Here is a 2926-nt window from a genome sequence, read left to right as displayed (position 1 = left end):
GAAATTAACTTCGGCCAGCGCAGCCACGACACCTTGCGGGCAGATGATGGGCTTCTCTAGAGAGGCCGGAGAGGGGCACAAGCTGGCCGGTATACAAACGTGACGCCATAATATTAGTTTCGTCTAAAATGCAAAAAAACCCGCCACGTTGCGGCGGCTGCGTTGGTCGCTCCGAGCGCCAGTGGGTGTGAGAAGTGGGTGGGCAGACGTTTGGCTCGGCAACGGATGTGGCCTGGACTATCAAAGCTGCCCTTCAAACCAAAGACTCGGAAAATCCCGATCGGGATTTCGATAAAGCGCGGGAAGATCCACCTCCGCGAAACATTAATTGGCATCAGGCACCATAGGCGTCTGCATCTCAATTATATTAGCTTGTGCTTGAGGACCTTTTCCGACTGGGCCGGCGTCCACCATCCCAACACCCTGCCCAACGAGTGCGCCGGCGGGAAGTGAGGAAGCATGAGCAGCTTATGAGTATGGGTCGTACTCGCTACGGGTTCCATCGCGATCATTTACCTGTTGTCGTATGTCTCGATCAGGATGCAGGGGCAGCGGCGCCAGGCGCGATGAGGGCTTACCGGGAGCGGTGCTTGGTTTGACGGCAGGCGAGCTTTTCTCTCTTGCCCTCTCAAGTTCCAACAATCTGATGTAATAGGTATCAAAGGCCTCACTGTTCTTCCGCTCCTTTCTCCGGAGGTGAAGATACGGCAGCGCAAACGCCAAAATCGTGATTAGGCCGATCGGACCCGCGATGTGATTGCCGCCTGCAAGCCAATAGAAAACCGCAAAGACGCTGCCGGCTATCACCGCCCCTGCCACACTTCCCTTGATAGGATCAAATCTTGGCGGCGGCGCAACCGTGTCTGCCCGTCGCCTGGCCTTGAAGCTAACGCGTGCAGCATCCAATCTGACAATTCCCGATTATCGACGCGAATGGCCGGCGCAGGGGATGCTTGGGGAAGCGAAGCCGCACCGGCCATCGCGATAGCGGGAAAGGCCCCCGCGATGATAAATCTATATTGTTTCAGAAGTCTCGCAATTAAGACTGAAGTCCCTCGTTTACTGGCCCTAAAGACCCACCGTTGCGACCATGGCTTCTCGGCCGTAGGATAGTCGCGCGTGGGGGATCGAAATGTCTGTCATCTGGGTAGTTGGAACAGCCATCGTCGTTTTGGCGTTCGTCGCGGTCGTGGCCGTGGATTACATGAGCAACCGACCGAAAACACACTGAAGCCCATCGGCCACTCTCAACAAGACCACTGCGGCTGCCTCGGAGACGCTGGGAAAGATGGATGCTACCCGCGTCACCAAGGAAGCAAATTGGGCGGGCCTAACGCAACCAAGAAGTGAAGACGCCCGGCTACGCTAGGCAGCCGCGGCCTGACTTCCTACCCTCCCTGCCCCACCCGCCCGGTGCCAATTGCGGTGCCGGGTCATTCCTGCAACTATCGGCAGGTCCGTGCGACATGGGAGGGGTTGAGGGTGGCGAGCGACGAAACGTCCGCGCATATTGAGCGCCTCAAAAAGAGACGTTGGCAGGCTCTTGGCATTCTTCTGGTGGGTCTTCCCTTGGCTATCTTGCTTGTAAAGTTCTGCAAGGCAGAAGGCTGGAATAGACACATCTACATGCCCATCGCAGGAGGCATCGGAATCCTGGTGGGGCAAGTCTCCACCGTGATGGTGCAGCGATTAAGGGCCAAGAAATAAGCCTTCCGACAAAAGAGCCCGCCACTTGGGGAGCGGGCCATCGTTTCGCTCGCGAAATGATCAGGCGGCGGTATCTGCCTCTTCCTGTCGGTATAAGCGTTTAGCCTCCGCCATCACCTTTTGATGGCAAGCCGCAGCATTACCGGCCAATTGCTCTGCCATGTTGCGGGCGATCCACAGCAGACCCAGAACTTTTTCCCGYGCAGGTCAGGCCCCGCACTGTGCCTGGCCTCCCGCTGCTGCCGGATGCCGGGCCGCTTTAATACGCAGCGCCGATCTCGATATGCGGCGCAAAGAAACAGCGTGTGTCGCCCTTCCTGAAACGTCCCTGATCCAGGTTGAGAAATTCCGAGTGATAGATGCAGCGGTGATACTGCCGATCATGGCTATGTTGCACGCGGCGAAGCGGGATGAACTCGCCAGTGGGGAGATAGATATAGCCGCCCGGCATTTCTCTGACTTGAGATTCCGGGATCGGTGCGCACTCTGAGCCTGCGCAGCAGTCGAAGCCAGTGACGGGGTCCTTCTTCCCCGTATACCATTCGTGAGCCATGGCCTCAGTCGAAACGACGGCCAAGACCGGCACGAGAATCTTGACTGACCTGCGCATATGTCCCCGCGCGATCCAGCTTTGGCAGTCCGCGCCATCCAGACGCAAAAGAAATGGCCGGCGGGGTGCTTGGGGTTGTAAGCGAGCCGCACCGGCCATTGCGGGATTAGGTTTTCGGGTTGTCCCCGCACTGCCTAAGCTATAGGCATATTAGCGATAGCTCAACTGAGACTGAAGTCCCAACCTCGTGCTACCCTGCCATAGGAGACCGCGCCGGTCCGGTCCCAAACCATTGAATGAACGGCGCATCCTTGCCGGTGATGTCCTCGACCGTCTTCAATAGCGCTTCGTGGTGCGCTGGAGCGCCCGGCAATGGTCGCTGCCAGGCGATAGAAGCGGCTGGACGATGCTCCCGTGCTGCCGTTCCGCCTCCACCGGAAAGCGCTCGATTTCAGCCTCTGCAAGCTGCTTTGTGAAGTTTGGTCCTGGCCCGCCACCGTAAGACAGCGGGCTCGATCGTTTGAACCCATTCCGCAGTCTCAGCATTGAGGCTATATTGCGTGGCGGAGGCGAAGGGCGATGGATACGGTAACGTCTGCCATTATGGTGCTGTTGTCGTGCAGCCCCGATTTGATGCTATGCCGAGCGCCGGCCGCAAAGCCCATGATC

2 protein-coding genes are annotated in these 2926 nt (G+C 57.9%); one reads left to right on the top strand and one right to left on the bottom strand.

Annotated elements, in window-relative coordinates; translation table 11 throughout:
• The first annotated feature begins 1482 nt into the window (after positions 1 to 1482).
• Complete coding sequence (locus tag ACXJ7R_RS29025) at positions 1483 to 1707, top strand: hypothetical protein (protein ID WP_457154833.1); 225 nt, start codon at positions 1483 to 1485, stop codon at positions 1705 to 1707.
• A gap of 259 nt (positions 1708 to 1966) precedes the next feature.
• On the opposite strand, the gene ACXJ7R_RS29020 is transcribed toward ACXJ7R_RS29025, so the two are convergent.
• Positions 1967 to 2416 (bottom strand): hypothetical protein, encoded by a 450-nt coding sequence (locus tag ACXJ7R_RS29020; RefSeq protein ID WP_457154832.1) that lies wholly within the window; start codon positions 2414 to 2416, stop codon positions 1967 to 1969.
• Between the last annotated feature and the right edge of the window lie 510 nt (positions 2417 to 2926).

This window comes from Mesorhizobium sp. P5_C1 (assembly GCF_054049815.1).
The sequence above is the reverse complement of the archived record's forward strand: the minus strand, read 5'-3'. Positions and strand labels throughout refer to the sequence as shown.